General features: G+C 62.2%; 20 protein-coding genes. 8 read left to right on the top strand and 12 right to left on the bottom strand.

What is annotated here, in order from left to right; genetic code table 11:
- Positions 1 to 89: 89 nt before the first annotated feature.
- From DEVEQU_RS08670 to DEVEQU_RS08650, 5 genes are all read right to left on the bottom strand, one after another.
- Complete coding sequence (locus DEVEQU_RS08670; RefSeq protein ID WP_126150184.1) at positions 90 to 578, bottom strand: GNAT family N-acetyltransferase; 489 nt, start codon at positions 576 to 578, stop codon at positions 90 to 92.
- Positions 550 to 1,887: an MFS transporter gene (locus DEVEQU_RS08665; RefSeq protein WP_126150183.1), complete on the bottom strand. Its 1,338-nt coding sequence runs from the start codon at positions 1,885 to 1,887 to the stop codon at positions 550 to 552. Before DEVEQU_RS08665 ends, DEVEQU_RS08670 begins: the two co-directional genes overlap by 29 nt.
- A 108-nt stretch (positions 1,888 to 1,995) precedes the next feature.
- Complete coding sequence (locus tag DEVEQU_RS08660) at positions 1,996 to 3,174, bottom strand: FAD-dependent monooxygenase (protein ID WP_126150182.1); 1,179 nt, start codon at positions 3,172 to 3,174, stop codon at positions 1,996 to 1,998.
- Between the two features lie 8 nt (positions 3,175 to 3,182).
- A complete protein-coding gene (locus tag DEVEQU_RS08655; protein WP_126150181.1) occupies positions 3,183 to 3,428 on the bottom strand; it encodes a zinc-finger domain-containing protein in 246 nt (81 codons plus the stop codon).
- 69 nt (positions 3,429 to 3,497) lie between these two features.
- On the bottom strand, positions 3,498 to 4,202 hold the full coding sequence (locus DEVEQU_RS08650; RefSeq protein ID WP_126150180.1) for a hypothetical protein: 705 nt from the start codon (positions 4,200 to 4,202) through the stop codon (positions 3,498 to 3,500).
- A gap of 110 nt (positions 4,203 to 4,312) precedes the next feature.
- Between DEVEQU_RS08650 and DEVEQU_RS08645 the strand changes: the two genes are divergently transcribed.
- The 3 genes from DEVEQU_RS08645 to DEVEQU_RS08635 all read left to right on the top strand — a co-directional run bounded on the left by DEVEQU_RS08645 (position 4,313) and on the right by DEVEQU_RS08635 (position 6,326).
- Positions 4,313 to 5,080 (top strand): alpha/beta fold hydrolase, encoded by a 768-nt coding sequence (locus tag DEVEQU_RS08645; RefSeq protein ID WP_126150179.1) that lies wholly within the window; start codon positions 4,313 to 4,315, stop codon positions 5,078 to 5,080.
- Between the two features lie 83 nt (positions 5,081 to 5,163).
- Positions 5,164 to 5,991, top strand: coding sequence for a serine O-acetyltransferase (gene cysE / locus DEVEQU_RS08640; protein ID WP_126150178.1), 828 nt, complete (start codon positions 5,164 to 5,166; stop codon positions 5,989 to 5,991).
- Positions 5,992 to 6,107: 116 nt separating this feature from the next.
- The gene (locus DEVEQU_RS08635) at positions 6,108 to 6,326 is read left to right on the top strand and encodes a DUF3126 family protein (protein ID WP_126150177.1); all 219 of its coding nucleotides are present in this window, start codon (positions 6,108 to 6,110) and stop codon (positions 6,324 to 6,326) included.
- Between the two features lie 67 nt (positions 6,327 to 6,393).
- Here the strand turns inward: DEVEQU_RS08635 and DEVEQU_RS08630 are convergent, their stop codons facing one another.
- Positions 6,394 to 7,074, bottom strand: a complete 681-nt coding sequence (locus DEVEQU_RS08630) for a hypothetical protein (RefSeq protein ID WP_126150176.1) — start codon at positions 7,072 to 7,074, stop codon at positions 6,394 to 6,396.
- Positions 7,075 to 7,189: 115 nt separating this feature from the next.
- On the opposite strand from DEVEQU_RS08630, the gene DEVEQU_RS08625 reads away from it, so the two are divergent.
- A complete protein-coding gene (locus DEVEQU_RS08625) occupies positions 7,190 to 7,510 on the top strand; it encodes a DUF6949 family protein (protein WP_126150175.1) in 321 nt (106 codons plus the stop codon).
- A gap of 106 nt (positions 7,511 to 7,616) precedes the next feature.
- Here DEVEQU_RS08625 and DEVEQU_RS08620 read toward each other — a convergent pair whose 3' ends face one another.
- The 3 genes from DEVEQU_RS08620 to DEVEQU_RS08610 all read right to left on the bottom strand — a co-directional run bounded on the left by DEVEQU_RS08620 (position 7,617) and on the right by DEVEQU_RS08610 (position 9,805).
- Positions 7,617 to 8,246, bottom strand: a complete 630-nt coding sequence (locus DEVEQU_RS08620; RefSeq protein WP_126150174.1) for a transglutaminase-like cysteine peptidase — start codon at positions 8,244 to 8,246, stop codon at positions 7,617 to 7,619.
- 172 nt (positions 8,247 to 8,418) lie between these two features.
- Positions 8,419 to 9,048 (bottom strand): PilZ domain-containing protein, encoded by a 630-nt coding sequence (locus DEVEQU_RS08615; protein WP_126150173.1) that lies wholly within the window; start codon positions 9,046 to 9,048, stop codon positions 8,419 to 8,421.
- Between the two features lie 109 nt (positions 9,049 to 9,157).
- Positions 9,158 to 9,805, bottom strand: coding sequence for a PAS domain-containing protein (locus DEVEQU_RS08610; protein ID WP_164550330.1), 648 nt, complete (start codon positions 9,803 to 9,805; stop codon positions 9,158 to 9,160).
- A gap of 191 nt (positions 9,806 to 9,996) precedes the next feature.
- On the opposite strand from DEVEQU_RS08610, the gene DEVEQU_RS08605 reads away from it, so the two are divergent.
- Complete coding sequence (locus DEVEQU_RS08605) at positions 9,997 to 10,752, top strand: rhomboid family intramembrane serine protease (RefSeq protein WP_126150171.1); 756 nt, start codon at positions 9,997 to 9,999, stop codon at positions 10,750 to 10,752.
- A 4-nt stretch (positions 10,753 to 10,756) separates the two neighbouring features.
- Here DEVEQU_RS08605 and hisI read toward each other — a convergent pair whose 3' ends face one another.
- From hisI to folE, 3 genes are all read right to left on the bottom strand, one after another.
- On the bottom strand, positions 10,757 to 11,209 hold the full coding sequence (gene hisI / locus DEVEQU_RS08600) for a phosphoribosyl-AMP cyclohydrolase (RefSeq protein ID WP_126150170.1): 453 nt from the start codon (positions 11,207 to 11,209) through the stop codon (positions 10,757 to 10,759).
- 215 nt (positions 11,210 to 11,424) lie between these two features.
- Positions 11,425 to 12,408, bottom strand: coding sequence for a magnesium/cobalt transporter CorA (corA, locus tag DEVEQU_RS08595; protein ID WP_126150169.1), 984 nt, complete (start codon positions 12,406 to 12,408; stop codon positions 11,425 to 11,427).
- A 208-nt stretch (positions 12,409 to 12,616) separates the two neighbouring features.
- Complete coding sequence (gene folE / locus DEVEQU_RS08590; protein WP_126150168.1) at positions 12,617 to 13,243, bottom strand: GTP cyclohydrolase I FolE; 627 nt, start codon at positions 13,241 to 13,243, stop codon at positions 12,617 to 12,619.
- 150 nt (positions 13,244 to 13,393) lie between these two features.
- Between folE and DEVEQU_RS08585 the strand changes: the two genes are divergently transcribed.
- The 3 genes from DEVEQU_RS08585 to DEVEQU_RS08575 are packed head-to-tail and all read left to right on the top strand — an operon-like array spanning position 13,394 to position 14,566.
- On the top strand, positions 13,394 to 13,846 hold the full coding sequence (locus tag DEVEQU_RS08585) for an iron-sulfur cluster assembly scaffold protein (RefSeq protein WP_126150167.1): 453 nt from the start codon (positions 13,394 to 13,396) through the stop codon (positions 13,844 to 13,846).
- Between the two features lie 11 nt (positions 13,847 to 13,857).
- Positions 13,858 to 14,178, top strand: coding sequence for a membrane protein insertion efficiency factor YidD (yidD, locus tag DEVEQU_RS08580; RefSeq protein WP_126150166.1), 321 nt, complete (start codon positions 13,858 to 13,860; stop codon positions 14,176 to 14,178).
- Positions 14,165 to 14,566, top strand: a complete 402-nt coding sequence (locus DEVEQU_RS08575; RefSeq protein WP_126150165.1) for a GFA family protein — start codon at positions 14,165 to 14,167, stop codon at positions 14,564 to 14,566. The genes yidD and DEVEQU_RS08575 overlap by 14 nt, the downstream gene beginning before the upstream one ends.
- Positions 14,567 to 14,606: the final 40 nt, after the last annotated feature.

Genomic DNA, 14,606 nt, shown 5'->3' with positions numbered 1-14,606 from the left:
TATCTTGCGAAAAGGCCGGGACTTGTCCCGGCCTTTTATTTTTTGACCAGGGGCCTCTGCGTTGAAAGGTGTGACGGGCTGCTCTGCAGCTACAGTGTCTGGTACATCACATAGGCGTCCACGAAACCATGCACCGGGTGCTCGAAGGCGCCGGGCAGGGTGCCGACAATGGTGAAGCCGAGTTTCTGCCACAGCGCTACAGCGCCTTCATTGGTCGACACGACGTGATTGAACTGCATGGCGCGGAAACCGCGTTCACGAGCTCTGGTGAGCGAGTGGGTGCACATGGCGCTGGCCACGCCTTTTCCGCGCGCTGACTCTGAGGTGACGTAACCGCAATTGGCCACGCGGGCGCCACCACCGTGCCGGTTGGCCATAAGGTAATAGGTGCCCACCACCTTGCCGTCGATTTCGGCAACGAACACTTCATGTCCAGGCATCATCCAGAAACTGTGGATGCCGGCTTCATCAAGGTCCCGGTCCACGGCATAGGTCTCGCCTGCGGCGAAGACGGGATGGAGCATGGCGAGGATCGCCGGCCAGTCGGCGTCAGTAGCGGCGCGAATTGTCGTCGTCATTCCCAGTCTCCAATGGCGCATTGCGGACCTGTCCGGGCGGGGGCATCTCGGGCACATGCGGGTGATCGGCGACGCTCGGACGACGCCCAAGCTCGAAGCGGAACGAGGCGATGGCAAAGATCAGGACGGCTATCACCACGGCTATTCCGCAGGCTATGAACGGCGCGCCGGGGAAGTAATGGCCCGAGCTCGGGGCGGCGGAATAATATGAAAAGATCTGCGTCGCCGCGAGCGGGCCGATAATGGTGGCCAGCGAACTTGCCGCGTTCACCGCGCCCTGCAATTCCCCCTGGCTGTTGTCGGGCACCTGACGAGAGAGCAGGCCATTGATGGCTGGTGGGGCCAGGCCGCTGACCGTGCCGACGGCAATGAACAGGTAGAGCTGGTAGACATCGGCTGAAAAGGCGATGCCGGCAAAGGCGATTGCCGCCGCCGCGAGGCCGATTATGCCGACCGCCGGTTCACCCAGGCCCTTGGACAGGGGCCCGGCCAAAACCGCCTGGCTGAACGCAAAGCCGATGCCGAAGGCCCCCAGCGTGCGCCCGATATTGGACGAGGAGAAGCTAAACACCTCGACGGTGAAATAGCTGAAGATCGTCGGCAGCGCCTGCGTGGCCAGCTGCAGGAAGAACAGCACGGCGAGGAGCCAGAGCACCGAGGAATATTGCCGCAGCGCCACGACCGCGCCCAGCGGGTTGGCGCGGCGAATGTCGAACTTGCGGCGCGACGCCTTGGGCAGACTTTCGGGGAGGACGAGCAGGCCGAACAGAAAATTGGCGAAGGCAAGAGCTGCGGCGGCGTAGAAGGGCACGCGCGGCCCCAACTCGCCCAATTCGCCACCGATCACCGGACCGATGATGAAGCCCAGGCCGAAGGCGGCGCCGATCAGGCCGAAGCGGTGGGTGCGCTTATGCGGCGGGGTGATGTCGGCCATATAGGCCGTGGCCGTTGCCAATGCCGCGCCGGCAATGCCGGCAATGATGCGGCCGATGAACAGGTACCAGACAAAAGGGGCGATCGACATCATGAGATAGTCGAAGGTCAGTCCCAGCAGAGACAATAGCAGCACCGGCCTGCGCCCGAACCGATCGGAGAGATTGCCGAGCACGGGAGAGAACACGAACTGCATGAAGGCATAGGCGAAAACCAGGTAGCCGCCGATAACGGCCGCATCGGCCACGCTGCCGCCAGTCAAATCCTCGAGCAGTTCAGGCAGCACCGGCACGATGATGCCGACGCCGATCATGTCGAGCAGGACCGTGATGAGAATGCAGGTGAGCGTCAGTCGGGAGCGTGTCGCAGATGGCATGCGGTGGTTCAAACCCTTCTGTCTATCCCGGCCGATGGCCCATGTCGCAATTGACACGGGCGCGCGCCGCGAAGCAAGGGCGAAGCCCTTCAGTTGATCGGGCCGGCCTCACACCAGCCCGGCGTCATAGTCATAAATCCAGCCGAGGCGTTTCAGATGCCCCCGCGGTCCCTGCGATGTCATCACAAGGTTACGGGCCATGCTGAGCGGCCATTTCATGTGGAAAATTCGGCCATTGCTGGCCGAGAGGGCAGCCACGCGGCGCACTCGCGCCTGTCGCTCCGTCACATAGCTGGCCAGTGCGCTGTTGGCGTCTTCGGCGGCGCCATTGGCGAGCAAGCGTGCCAGGACGGCAGCATCCTCGATGCCCATGGCCGCGCCCTGCGCCTGGAACGGCACCATGGCATGGGCGGCGTCGCCGAGCAGGCCGATATTGCCCTTGTGCCAGGTGGGCGTGTCGACCGTGAACAGGGGCCAGGGCGTCCAGCGGTTGCCTGCGGCGGCGATGATGGCGCCGGCACGCTTGCCGGGCCTGGCTGGCCTTGGTTGTCCGCTGGGTTTGTCCGGCGTATCGCCAGGCATGAACAGTGCCAGGTTGACCTGCCCGCGATGGGGCATCGGATAACAGACAAGGTGGAAGCCGCTGCCGAAAAACACCGAGACATGATCGATGGCCAGATAGTCGGCGACATCGCCGGCAGGCACCAGCGTCCGCCAGGCCAGTCGCCGGCCAAAACGCGCTGCGGGGCCGTCGAGCAGCGTCTGGCGCGTCTGCGAATGCACACCGTCGGCGCCAAGAAAAGCCAGGCCGCGAGTCGTGCGGGTCTGTCCGCTGGCTTCCTCGACCGAAACTGTGACCCCACGGTCCTGGGCGTCTACAGTCCAGCCGCGTACGCCGAACAGGATGTCGATATTGGCGAAGCGCCGGCACGCCTTGTAGAGCAGGCCGGCGAGATCGGCGCGATGCATGACGGCATAGGGCGAGCCGAATCGCTCCCGCATCAATGTGCCGAGCTCCATGCTCACGGCGGGCGCCAAGCTGCCCTGCGGATAAACATCCAGCGCAGTGGGCTCGAGGCTGACTTGGTCGATGGCGTCGCTGAGGCCGAGCTGGTTCAGCACCAGCCGGGCATTCGGACTGATCTGCAGGCCGGCACCAAACTCCTGCACGCCCGGACTGCGTTCCAGGACGAGAACGCTTGCGCCGAACTTGGCAAGGGCCAGAGCCAGCGTCATGCCGGAAATGCCGGCACCGGCAATGATGTAATTGCGGCCCGTGGCGGGCATGGGACTACTCAGGCGGCGTGGGCCTCGAAAATGGCCGACGGGGGATTTGCATGCCCGGCGCCCAGTTCGGCCTTATAGATATAAAGGGTCGAGCAATAGGGGCAGACAATCTCGTCGCCCTTGCCCATGTCCAGGAAGATGTGCGGGTGGTCGAAGGGCGGCAGGGCGCCGATGCACTGGAATTCCTTGGACCCAATCTCGATGCTGCGCAGACCTTGGGTGTTGTGGAAGTGCGGTGTGGTGCCGTGGGCCATGGTCGGACCTGGATAAGGGTTTGATTTGGCGCGACCATAGCCAAGGCGAGGCGCGAAGAAAAGGGAAAGCTAATTCTTCTTTGTCGCACCGACTGCGGTGCCGATTTTGCGCTCGGCGGAACCGGAGGGGGCGGTCACACCTTCCGGGAGCCAGCCGATGGCGCGGATCAGAATGGAAAAATAGCTCTTGTCGATCTGCGGCGGCTGTAGGGCGAAGGTCGCCGTATCGCAGGTGCGATAGCAGGCCTTGAGATAGTCGAGGGCCACCTGCGGCGGCATCTTGTCCAGAAAGAGCAGGGTGGTGCTGGAGGCGCCAGCGACCGTGCCAATTGGCTGCAGCAGCGGTTGTTCATCCTTGGCAATTGCCACTTCCACGCTGTCGGCCTTTGCCAGCTCGGCATTGATGGTGGCGGCGAAATCAGCCAGCGACTGCGCCTCAACGCCATCGCCGTTTTCTGGTACGTCGCCAATCCGTATGTCGAGCGTGCCGCCAAGATTCTTGCGCACCGTGAGTGGGGTAACCAATTGGCCGGTCGCCTCGCATTGCTTGGTGATGTTGAGTGCATTTACCGAATTGGCGGTGAACAGCATGAACACCCGGAACTCGGTGTCTTCGGGGTCGCCCAGATAGAGCTTGTCCGTACCCAAATCCTTGCAGGTACTGCGGACCAGATAGTCAGTGCCGTCCAGCTTGGCCACAATCTCCTGCAGGGGTGCGCCCAGCGCCTGGCCGGCAAGAACGAGACTGATCAGGGCGGTAACGAAGATGCGCATGACGAACCTCATTAATAGCTCAGTGAGCCTTAAATTAGAAAAGGCCGACGCGCAATCGAATCTGGTCGTGGTGGGCCCGCATGGGTATGAAGGGGCCAAAGGAGCTTCAAATGCCGCGTTTCAAATCAGGTGATGTCGAGCTTGCCTATGAAGTCGCCGGGAACGGCCCGCCGGTGCTGTGCATCCACGGTTTCGCCTCGAGCGGCAAGGTCAACTGGATCGACACCGGCTGGATGGAAACGCTGACCGTGGCGGGCTACCAGCCCATCACCCTCGACAATCGCGGCCATGGCCAATCCGACAAGCCGCACGACCCTGAGGATTATTATCCCGCGCAGATGGCGGAGGATGCTCTGGCGCTGCTCGATCATCTCGGCATCACCCGGGCGGCAGTACTCGGCTACTCAATGGGCGCGCGCATAGCGGCTTTTCTGGCCTATGACCATCCCGAACGCGTCGTCGCCGCGATTTTCGGCGGCATGGGCATGAATCTCATCAATGGTCTCACCGACGGCAATGACATCATCGCCGGCCTGCGCGCGCCGAATCTGGCTGACCTGACGCATCCGACGGCGCGACAGTTCCGCATCTTTGCCGAACATACCGGGTCGGATCGCGAGGCACTGGCGGCCTGCATGGAAACCTCACGCCAGCCCATGGCGCGGGCCGATGTTCGGCGGATCGAAGTGCCGGTTCTGGTGGCAGTGGGTGAGGCGGACGAAATGGCGGGGCCGCCACAGCCGCTGGCCGAACTGCTGCCGCATGGCGAGGCCTTCGTTATTCCCAAGCGTGATCACATGCGTGCGACCGGCGACAGGGCGTTCAAGGCGGCAGCCCTGGAATTCCTGGGAAAGACATTCCCCGTTGTTGCGGTTTGAGGAACCAATCTCTGCTTGTAGCCTTTGAAACGGGAAACAATCTGGCATATATCCGTTGTCCCCGATAATGCGGAGATCGGCCCATGACCGGCATTGCCAAGAAGTCGCCCCAGATCCAGTCCGTTGATCCCGTCTGGGAAGCAGTGCGAGCCGGAGCGCAGGACATTCTGGATCGCGAGCCGTCGCTGGCCAATCTGGTGCTGGCCTCCATCCTCAATCACGATAGCTTTGAAGCGGCGCTTGCCCATCGCCTGGCTGCCCGACTCGATCATGAGGATGTTTCGGCGGACATCATCCGCCAGGCCTTTGCCGACATCGTGCGCGATCACCCCGAAATCGGCGAGGCTGCACGCGCCGATCTGGCCGCGACGCTGGAGCGTGATCCGGCCTGTCATCGCGCTGTTGAGCCGCTCCTCTATTTCAAGGGCTATCAGGCCATCCAGACCCACCGCTTTGCCCATGCCATGCATCGCGATGGCCGCGGCGATTTCGCGCTCTATCTGCAAAGCCGCTCGAGCCAGGTGTTCCAGGTGGATATCAACCCGGCGGTGGTGATGGGCAAGGGCATCATGCTCGACCACGGCACCGGCCTCGTCATCGGCGAGACTGCCGTGATCGGCGACAATGTGTCGATGCTGCAGAATGTTACCCTCGGCGGCACCGGCAAGTCCGACGAAGATCGGCACCCCAAGATCGGCAATGGCGTCCTGATTGGCGCCGGGGCCAAGGTGCTGGGCAATATCAAGGTCGGTGATTGCTCGCGCATCGGCGCCGGCTCGGTCGTGCTCAAGGAAGTGCCTCCGCGCAGCACCGTTGCCGGCGTACCCGCCAAGGTCATCGGGGAGGCCGGATGTGCGCAGCCGGCGCTGGTGATGGACCAGATGGTGCTGGTTTACGATCAGAACGGCTGATCCCACTGCAAGGGTCGCGGCAGGGTTGTTCCCGATAAAATGCCCCGGAGCGGGGGTTGTCAGCGCCGAGGCAGTCACTAGATTGCCGCCTTACCCCAACAGCAGGACATTTGGACGTGAACCATCCCGAGATCATCAAGCTGCAGAAGTTCCTGCAGCGCACCTTCAACAATCGCAACATCGACGTGCGTCCGCGCGCCAAGCTGAACGACTCGGTCGAGGTCTTCGTTGGTGAAGAGTCGATCGGGCTGATCCATGTCGACGACGAAGACGGCGACAAGTCCTACATGTTCTCGATGTCCATCCTGGACATCGACCTCGACGATATCGACTGAGATCAACTGACGTTGCTGGCGATGACCCCTGGCGGGTCATTGCCCGAACCGTCCGCAGGGAGCGGGCCTAAAGTGCCCCGATCTGGCCTAGCCAGCGCGCCATCTCCGGATCGAAGGCTCTCCAGGCGGCAAGAGCCGTCCTGTCGAAGGTAAAAATGGCCGCGAGGCCTCCCGGCAGATGCACGGTACGCAGACAGCGCCCTTCGCCCTGGTCAGTGACGGGAATTGCACATTTGGCCACGAAGGGCACCGGCGAAAGCGGGTCGTACCAGACGGTCTCGCCACTATAACCGTCGCTGGCAAGCAGAGGCTTGCCCACAAGGCCAGCATAGCCGCCGATCGTGCCCTCCCCGAATTGATGCAGATAGACCGTGTCGAGCAGCACGCTGCTGGCGCGCGCCTTGTTGCTGGGCAACAGGGTGACCTGCACCGGCAGGGCAGGTCCGTTCTCAAGCAGCTTGAGCTGGACTTCCAGGTCGACCTGGCTGGCAAAGCCGCTGCGCATCTGTTCCCCATAGCGGAACCAGCTGGCTGGAATAGTTAATTCCTGGCCACCGACGGTCTGCGTCAGGCTTTTCGAATCGTCGATGACGGGCGCCGTGATGTGGGTATTGCGCGCTGCCCGGTCGATTAAATAGGCAGCGCCGACGGCCGCCAGCAACAGCAAAAGTGCAATGCCCGCAAGGTTATAGGCGACATGGCTGCGACCCGCATAGGGCGCATCGGCCGATGAAGTGCTGTTGGTCATGGCCAGCGTTAACCACGTTTTCCACGCGCAGGTGACAGGTCATAGGGCAGCCAATATGCTTAACAAAGAGTTAAGGCATTAAATCGGCTTTGCCGAAATCGTGGGGACGCACCGGATGACGCGAGAACTCTTGCTGGCTGCCTTGATCATGGGGGTAGGGTTGTGCATCTCAGGCGCCACGACCCACCTGTATCAATGGCTGGTGCGTCAGCCGGCGATGCTCCGTTACGATGGGCAGACTTTCGTGAGCTCGCTGGGGAATCTGGCGGTCAGCTTCGTGTGTGGGCCCTACATCATGCTGCAGATGGGCTGGCGCCATGAGGACGACGGCACGATCTCGATGGCATCGGTATTGTTCTCGGCCCTCGTCGCCTTTGGTTGGGCCTTCATCACCGGGCTGTTGTTCATGAGCGTCTATGTGGCAATCCGCTATTGAGCGCTTTTGCCAGCGCCGAATACAGCAAGGCCGGTCCGCTTGCGCGTGACCGGCCTTGCTCTTCGAACCCCTATCAGGGAAAGCTTGGGGCGGGGCTCGGAAACTCTCAGCGGGTGCTGGCCGCAATCACCATCGGGCGGGTATCAATCATGTCGACCCACTGGCCGGCATGGGCCTGCGACTGGCGCTTGATGAACTGGTAAGGCGTGTCGCTCCACAGGCGGATGGTACCATCCTGGTTGTCGAGCACCAGGTCGCCACGATCGGTGCGGGCAATAAGCACGGCATGGCCATCGCCATTGGTCTGGCGGACCACGGCCACCATCAGCGTGCTGGGGTGCCAGCCGGCATTGATCAGGTCACGCCGCTTGATCAGCGCGTAGTCCTCGCAATCGCCGTAGCCGCTGGTGGGGTAGGTCCAGAACTCTTCCACGCCATAGAGCTCCATGTCGGTCGCCGGCTGGATCGTCTGGTTGTAATAGGCATTCACTGAAACCAGCTGCTGCCAATTGGTCTCGTTGAGCGGCATGGCCTCGACCACACCGTCATTGGGACGGCACTCATTGGCGCGGCTCTTGCAGAATTCCAGGTGGCCAACGGGGATCGAGGTGGTCCCGGTCGCGGTTTGGATGAAGGCGACATTGGTAAGGTCGAGTGCTGCAGCCGGTGCAGCGCAGGCGATTGCCACGAAAGCGGCGATAAGTCCCGCCAGCACGCCCTTGTTGTTGATTGCCATAACGCGATCTCCCTGATGGAGACCACGTTAGAGAGGGGCCATTGCCCCGACCCGAAAACTGCGAGACAGTTTTTATGCGAATTTTATCGGTATTTTACAGGGGCTTGCAGGGTTGCATTAACCAACTGAATCCGACCCGTCGCGGCACAGTGCCGGCCTGCCTCTGGGCGCGTCAGTTCATCCGGAGGTTCTGCTGCACCACGGTCAGCATTTCCTGGGATGCGGCGAACTCGACCGCGACCCCATTCTGGAAATGGCGCACGACGCGGGCGCGCATGCGGCCCAGCGTCACCGGCGTGCCCATGGCCGGGCGAACGTCGAGCTCGATGGCCGCGCCAGAGAGCGAAATATCGATGATCTTGCAGTTGTAGCGACGGCCGTCATCGAGCACGATGGTCGAGTGGCGGATGTCGGGGACGACGCGCTCATGCCGGCGGTCTTCCGGCAGGTTGAGCAAATCCTTATTGGCCAGCCAGGTCAGCTGGGCAGCCATCTTGTCGCGTTTGCGCGGCGAGGCGGCGATATCCATGACGAAGCCGCCATCGATCTGACCGATAATGGTGCCTTCGACGCGCCCGATATGATCGAGATAGGCGATGACGCGTTCGCCATTGATCCCCGAGACCGGGGCGATGACCACGGCATCGCCGGGCGACATGGACAGCACCTGGCAGGGGAATTCGCGGCGATCGGCCAGCATGTAGCGGCCGAGAATCGACACCTTGACGCGCTGAAAACGCTCTTCGTTCGCACGAGGGCGAACGGCCACGATATCCGGCGAGGAGATGTCATCACTTAGCATGCGTCAACCGGTCCCAGCCTCGAGGGTTTTCCACAAGCAGGCTAAGCGATCTTGGTTAACGCATGGTGTTGGTGGTCAGCAGAACACGCGGAAAATGCCGCGCGTTCAATCAGTTCCGGCCGCCGTCGATGACCGCCAGGTGGGCATAACGGCGTGCTGAGCGGCCATAGACCGTTGTCGGCATGGCCAAGGATGGGGCGCTGTGGGCGAAGTGCACGTCATTGACGACGCTGGAGGCGACCTCGCGCACGGTTTCCTCGGCAGGCACTTCATCCGGCCAGATCAGGCGCAGACCGGTGATCCGCTGCTCGAGGATCGGCTGCACCCCGAGCCAATAGGGCTCATCGAGTGCCGTCATCGCGCCCAGCACCCGCGTATGGGTGGTGCCATTATGGCGCAGCGGCATGAGAATGGCTTCGAAATTGGTCTTGGTGTGCAGGGCTGTGGTGCCCTGGAAGGTCACCAGCGCCACGGCATGATCTTCGGTCACGGCGCGGAGCAGGGTCTCCATGGCGTCGTTGTCGCGGTCGTGCCAGAGCGCCGAGAAGGAGCGACCCTTCAATTCGCGGCAATAGCTGGTGCACAGATGCGATCCGGCCAGGCGGAACGAGAAGCGGTCGGACTCGTCGAGTTCGAGAATAAAGGTGTTGGCAAGCGCTTCGCGGATGCGGGTCGGGTCGATGTCGCGGCGATCCGGCGCGCTGCGGGAGCCGCGAATCGTGTTCCAATAGGTATAGAGCGTCTTGGTGCTCGACATCTGCATCGTCTGGACCCGCCATTCCAAGCAGGGGAGGCGCTCACCCCCTGGGAGCGCGTCCGCCGCGTCCGAGACAATGGCAAAATGCCGACGCAAACGCCCGCTTAAAGAAAAGTTAAGGTTAACGCGGCTGTCCCAATGTGGAAAAGTTAACGCAAAGTGGCGCAGCACCTCAGGTTCAGGACTATTCGATGAGTGATCAGGGGCAAGGGCCCGCCAATCAGGGCTCTCCAGCGCGCGAGCCAATCTTTCTGCTTCCGGGCGCGGTGACCGTGCTTGCCGGCGTGCTCGTCGCGATTCACCTCGCATCAACCCTGGTTCTTAACCCCGAAGGCCAGCAGCAGCTGATTTTCTGGTTCGCGTTCCAGCCCGCCCGCATCTGGCTGGCGGCACAGGATATCGGCATCGCCATGCCGCTGATCTGGACGCCGTTTTCACACGCCTTCCTTCACGGCGGTTGGGACCACCTGCTGATCAATGTCGCCTGGTTGGCCATCTTCGCCACCCCGGTGGCGCGGCGATATGGGGCAGGGGCGATGCTGGTGATATTCCTGGTTTCGGCGGCGGCGGGTGCGGCAGCCTTTGCCGCCTTCACGCTGCGCGATGGGGTCTATCTCATTGGTGCATCCGGTGGCGTCGCTGGCCTGACCGGGGCGGCGACGCGCTTCATCTTCCAGCCGGTGCTGGTGGCGCGCCATCCCGAAACCGGCCAGCAGGTGATTCTTGGGCGCAAATTGGCGAGCATCGGCGAGGTCTTTACCAATCCAAGGTCGCGCTATTTCGCGCTGATATGGCTGATTTTGAACGCCGCCATTCCCTTCCTGCCATTGCTGACGGGCACCAGCCTGGGAATCGCCTGGCAGGCGCATCTGGGCGGTTTCATAGCCGGCATGCTGATGGTGGGGCTGTTCGAGCGGCCGGTGCCGCCGCCCGCGCCAGCGCCCTGACCGGTCAGTGGCCGTAAACTGCGTGCGGATCAAAGAGGCGCGGCATGCCGGTGTCTTCGAGCACCGCCGCGCCGTCCTTGATCGCGACGCGGCGATAGAAGCAGGATTTGCGGCCGGTGTGGCAGGCAGCGCCGCGGCCGGTCTGGCGCACGGCCATGACCAGGCAATCCTGGTCGCAATCGACGCGCATCTCCACCACTTCCTGCAATTCGCCCGAGGTCTCGCCCTTCTTCCAGATCGACTGGCGCGACCGCGACCAGTAATGGGCGATGCCGGTTTCGAGCGTGAGCGACAGCGTCTCGGCATTCATATGCGCCACCATCAGCACGGCATTGCTGCCCTCTTCGATGGTGACCACCGTCACCAGGCCATGCGCATCGAAGCGCGGCGCAAAGGCAGTGCCTTCTTCGAGCGCTGCGTGGTCGAGTGATTTCGGATCGGCGAAAGCGATGGTCATGGCCGTGGCTCCGGTTGGCGTAAGCGGGCTTTAGCGTGGACGCGGGATGAGGGGAAGGGGGAGGCAGGCTTCTGAAATGCCACCGCATTCACAGCACGTCACCCTCGGGCGTGACCCGAGGGCTTTTCACTTTCCCATGGCAAACTCCGCACAAGCCCCTCGGATCAAGCCCAAGGGTGATGCGCGGCGAGGGTATAAGGACCGTCCGGCAGGCCTTACAGCCAGCCCTTCCGCTTGAAGAACAGATAAGGCAGCACGGCGAACAGGATCATCAGGAAGATCGCGAAGGGATAGCCAAAATCCCAATGCAGTTCCGGCATGATGTCGAAGTTCATGCCATAGATTGAGGCTACCAGGGTGGGCGGCAGGAAGACGACGGCGGCGACCGAGAAGATTTTGATGATCTGGTTCTGCTCGAGATTGATGAGGCCCAGCGTCGCATCTAGCAGGAAGCTGGCGCGGCCATTGAGTCCCCTTGCATGTTCTCCAAGCGAGATGGCGTCGCGCTGCACGACCTTGAGCAGGTTGCGGTTTTCCTTGTTCACCGCGCTTTTGCGCGGTGTGTCGTCCATGGCGCCGTGATAGGCGGTTAGCCGCCCAATGCTGACAAGGCTTTCCTGAATCAGGTTCAGCAGTTCGGCCTTGGCGCCGATCTTTTCGATCACCGCCTGCAGGTCGCGCGTCTTCTTGGAGACGTTGCGCGACTTGTTGCGGAAGATGTCGCGGGAGATGTGATCGACATCGGTGCCGAGCCGTTCCAGCGCGTCCGCCATGCGGTCGATCAGTGCTTCCAAGAGGCCGAGCATGACATGTTCGCCGGTGCGTGAAGGTGTATCCTTCTGCTTGGCGGCGCGGACGCGATAGGCCGAAAAGGGGCGCGGATCGCACCAGCGCACCGTCACCAGCGTTGTGCCCTTGAGGATGAAGGTCACCGGCATCTTGATGGCGTCATCGGTATCGAGATTGGCCAGTGCCGTCATGGTCAGGAACTCGGCGCCGTCCTCGTGATAGAGGCGAGCGGAGAGCTCGATCTCGGCCATGTCGGCTTGCGAGGGGATGACGATGCCCAGGGCCTCTTCGACGGCGCGGTCTTCATCACGCGAGGGATTGATCAGATCAATCCAGACCAGGCCGCTGGGGTCGCCGGTGAATTCGGTTTCGGTCAGCAGATCGCTGGCGCAGGAGAAGGCTTTCAGCATGGCTGGCTCCATGGTTTGCCGGCGCTGTCGCGCGCCGGATAACCCGGGCGCTATAGCGCTTTGCTGCTCTTGATTGTCGATGCGTTCCGTAAGGAAGGGTCTGTCATTGCCCGGCCGGTCTAGACCTTTAGGCAGCAAGAGGCCAGCGCTAATTTAGCACTGGCACTGCGCAGTTTCGTGAATGTGGAACGAGGAATTGCGGACCGCCCTAACGGCGGCCGGCCACCATGGCAAAGAAACGATCCTGCTCGACGCGATCTTCGGCAAAGACCCCCGTGAAGCGGTGCGTAACCGTCTTGACGTCATGCGCCTTGATGCCACGCATGGTCATGCACATATGCTCGGCCTCGAGCATAACCGCCGCGCCGCGCGGGCCCAGGTTTTCGTTGATGGCGTCGATGATCTGCGCCGTCATGGTTTCCTGCGTCTGCAGGCGCCGTGCAAAAACTTCGACCAGCCGTGCCAGCTTGGACAGGCCCACTACCCCGTCATGGGGGAGGTAGGCGATATGGGCCTTGCCATAGAAGGGCACCATGTGGTGCTCGCAATGGGCGTAGAAGGGAATGTCCCGGACCAGCACCAGATCGTCGTAGCCACCGACCTCCTTGAAGGTCTTGGACAGCACCGCTGCTGCATCCTGGCCATAGCCGGCGAACAGCTCGCCATAGGCCTTGGCGACGCGCGCGGGGGTGTCCAACAGGCCCTCGCGATTGGGGTCGTCTCCGGCCCAGGCGATCAACGTCCGCACGGCGGCTTCGGCTTCTTCCTTGGTCGGGCGGGGCAATGCGACCTGGCTCGTGGTCGCTGGCTTGAGCGGCTTGACTGGGGCGTCCATAGGTCGGGCTCCTTGCGTTGCGACCGCTTGATATAACGTGGCTGTAGGCGTGTCGGATCATGTCAGCAGCAGATTGTTCTGACAGTCCGCTGGAGAGCTCCTATATAGAAGCGGAACGAGACCGGAACAAGAAACAGAATTGCCGCCGCCATGGAGCTCAGCGATCTCTATTCCGAAAAAATCCTCGACCTGGCCGGCAATGCGGTCCAGCCGGGGCGCCTGACCGATGCCGACGCTTCGGCGCGCAAGGTCAGCCGCGTCTGTGGCTCGGTGATCGAGATCGACCTCAAGGTCGAGGGTGGCGTGATCGTCGCCTATGGCCACGACGTGTCCGCCTGTGCTTTGGGACAAACCTCTGCCGCCGTGGTGGCGCGCGAGGTGGTGGGTACGCCGGTGCCCGAGTTTCTCGGCGTACGCCAGCAGATGCACGACATGCTCAAGGCCGGTGGCGTGCCGCCTGCTGGCAAATGGTCCGATCTCAAATATCTAGAGCCAGTGCGGGACTATCCCAACAGGCACATGTCCACCCTTCTGGTGTTCGATGCCATCGCTCAGGCGCTGGAAAAGCTCGAGTCGGCACAAGAGGTTGCGGCGCAAAGCTGATGGATCGATTCATGACGCAGTTCTGGCGGGCGATAGATTTCCCCTTCAAGGTGGCCGCGGTCTTCCTCATCACACTCTATCGCTACACCTTCTCCGCCTTTATGGGGCGCACCTGCCGGCACATGCCCAGCTGCTCGGAATTTACCCGCGACGCGATCTGGCAATTCGGGTTCTGGCCCGGCGGCTGGATGGGGCTGGCGCGCTTCTGGCGCTGCCGGCCCGGCGGCACTCACGGTTACGATCCGGTGCCCTCGAGCTTGCCGGAGCGGGGGCGCTGGTACTTGCCGTGGCGTTACGGACAGTGGCGAGGGGAAAAGCATGAGCACGCTTAGGGGCGGGTGCCTGTGCGGCGCTGTCGGCTACGAGGTCGAAGACGCTTTTGCCGCGGCCTTTTATTGCCATTGCTCATGCTGCCGACGTGCTACCGGCTCGGCGTTCAAGCCGATGGCTGCGATCAAGACGGGTCGTCTGCGCCTGACCTATGGCGCCGAGCTTGTGCTGTATTATGGCACGCCGCCCCGGAACCACGATGTTCATTGCGGGACCTGTGGTTCGTTCCTCTATTCCGTCATCGCCGACAACGGCAACACCCATGTGGCCATGGGCACGCTGATCGATGCGCCCACGGTGCGCCCGTCTTTCCACATGTTCGTCGGCTCGAAAGCGCCCTGGTACGAGATCACCGACAGCCTGCCCCAGTTCGAGGGCATGCCGGAATGACCGGCATCTAAAGGCTGGCATCGCCTGGAAATCGTGCTAT

Origin of the sequence: Devosia equisanguinis, from assembly GCF_900631955.1 — a bacterium.
Lineage (GTDB): Bacteria > Pseudomonadota > Alphaproteobacteria > Rhizobiales > Devosiaceae > Devosia > Devosia equisanguinis.
Note: the sequence above shows the minus strand (reverse complement) of the source record. Positions and strands in the feature narration are given on the sequence as shown.

Bases quoted from the DNA above. Each gene is read 5' to 3' on its own strand.
- DEVEQU_RS08670 (WP_126150184.1), bottom strand. From the start codon at position 578: ATGACGACGACAATTCGCGCCGCTACTGACGCCGACTGGCCGGCGATC.
- DEVEQU_RS08665 (WP_126150183.1), bottom strand. From the start codon at position 1,887: ATGCCATCTGCGACACGCTCCCGACTGACGCTCACCTGCATTCTCATC.
- DEVEQU_RS08660 (WP_126150182.1), bottom strand. From the start codon at position 3,174: ATGCCCGCCACGGGCCGCAATTACATCATTGCCGGTGCCGGCATTTCC.
- DEVEQU_RS08655 (WP_126150181.1), bottom strand. From the start codon at position 3,428: ATGGCCCACGGCACCACACCGCACTTCCACAACACCCAAGGTCTGCGC.
- DEVEQU_RS08650 (WP_126150180.1), bottom strand. From the start codon at position 4,202: ATGCGCATCTTCGTTACCGCCCTGATCAGTCTCGTTCTTGCCGGCCAG.
- DEVEQU_RS08645 (WP_126150179.1), top strand. From the start codon at position 4,313: ATGCCGCGTTTCAAATCAGGTGATGTCGAGCTTGCCTATGAAGTCGCC.
- cysE (WP_126150178.1), top strand. From the start codon at position 5,164: ATGACCGGCATTGCCAAGAAGTCGCCCCAGATCCAGTCCGTTGATCCC.
- DEVEQU_RS08630 (WP_126150176.1), bottom strand. From the start codon at position 7,074: ATGACCAACAGCACTTCATCGGCCGATGCGCCCTATGCGGGTCGCAGC.
- DEVEQU_RS08625 (WP_126150175.1), top strand. From the start codon at position 7,190: ATGACGCGAGAACTCTTGCTGGCTGCCTTGATCATGGGGGTAGGGTTG.
- DEVEQU_RS08620 (WP_126150174.1), bottom strand. From the start codon at position 8,246: ATGGCAATCAACAACAAGGGCGTGCTGGCGGGACTTATCGCCGCTTTC.
- DEVEQU_RS08615 (WP_126150173.1), bottom strand. From the start codon at position 9,048: ATGCTAAGTGATGACATCTCCTCGCCGGATATCGTGGCCGTTCGCCCT.
- DEVEQU_RS08610 (WP_164550330.1), bottom strand. From the start codon at position 9,805: ATGTCGAGCACCAAGACGCTCTATACCTATTGGAACACGATTCGCGGC.
- DEVEQU_RS08605 (WP_126150171.1), top strand. From the start codon at position 9,997: ATGAGTGATCAGGGGCAAGGGCCCGCCAATCAGGGCTCTCCAGCGCGC.
- hisI (WP_126150170.1), bottom strand. From the start codon at position 11,209: ATGACCATCGCTTTCGCCGATCCGAAATCACTCGACCACGCAGCGCTC.
- corA (WP_126150169.1), bottom strand. From the start codon at position 12,408: ATGCTGAAAGCCTTCTCCTGCGCCAGCGATCTGCTGACCGAAACCGAA.
- folE (WP_126150168.1), bottom strand. From the start codon at position 13,243: ATGGACGCCCCAGTCAAGCCGCTCAAGCCAGCGACCACGAGCCAGGTC.
- DEVEQU_RS08585 (WP_126150167.1), top strand. From the start codon at position 13,394: ATGGAGCTCAGCGATCTCTATTCCGAAAAAATCCTCGACCTGGCCGGC.
- yidD (WP_126150166.1), top strand. From the start codon at position 13,858: ATGACGCAGTTCTGGCGGGCGATAGATTTCCCCTTCAAGGTGGCCGCG.
- DEVEQU_RS08575 (WP_126150165.1), top strand. From the start codon at position 14,165: ATGAGCACGCTTAGGGGCGGGTGCCTGTGCGGCGCTGTCGGCTACGAG.